The following is a 733-nucleotide window of genomic DNA, read 5'->3' as shown; positions in this document are numbered from 1 at the left end:
ACCCACAACTCCCCGGCCACCCCAACAGGACACAACCCCCCATGAACATCGACCACGTAAACCCGCGTATTCGCCATCGGGCGGCCAATGGGGACATTGCCTTCAACGGAACAAACGTCGTCAACGGCGCATTGAGTGGCATACACGGTTGTCTCTGTTGGCCCATAGTGGCTGAAGATTCTGAGTCCGGGCAGCTGCTCGCGAAGGCGATGCACCATCTGCGCCGATAACGGTTCGGCGCCAGTCAACAACATTGTAAGGCTGGTGCAGCGAGATAGATCGCCCTGCTCGATTAGTGCGCGTATGGTCGAAGGAACGGCGTAGAGCGCTGTCACTCGCTCTTGATGAAAGAGTTGCGTCAGATAAGCGGGATCCTTATGTCCTTCTGGCCTCGCCATGATCAGCTTGGCCCCGCAAGTCAGGGGCCAGTACAGTTCGCGCACCGAGGCATCGAAGCCGAATGGCGTCTTGACCGGAACGACATCGTGCGCCCCTAACGGGTAGGTGGCGCGTTGCATGTTCATCAAATTGGACACGCCACCGTGAAGCACCATGACGCCTTTGGGTGTTCCGGTTGAGCCGGAGGTGTAGATGACGTAGGCCAGGTGCGTGGAGGTCAGCCCGAGCGCGGAGCGGACCGGGTTGGCCTCCGACCCGCCGTCCCGCTCCGCGACGCTCAGATCGAGCACCGGACAGGCCGCGCCTTCCTCTTCCAGCATCGCCCCGACAAGCC

The 733-nt window shown here is 61.0% G+C and carries 1 protein-coding gene; it reads right to left on the bottom strand.

Annotated elements, in window-relative coordinates:
- A partial coding sequence (locus E1193_RS31515; RefSeq protein WP_165945881.1) for an AMP-binding protein occupies window positions 1-719 on the bottom strand: 719 nt, incomplete at its 3' end.
- Window positions 720-733 lie beyond the last annotated feature (14 nt).

The organism is Micromonospora sp. KC606 (assembly GCF_004348675.1).
Classification (GTDB): domain Bacteria; phylum Actinomycetota; class Actinomycetes; order Mycobacteriales; family Micromonosporaceae; genus Micromonospora.
The sequence above is the reverse complement of the archived record's forward strand: the minus strand, read 5'-3'. Positions and strand labels throughout refer to the sequence as shown.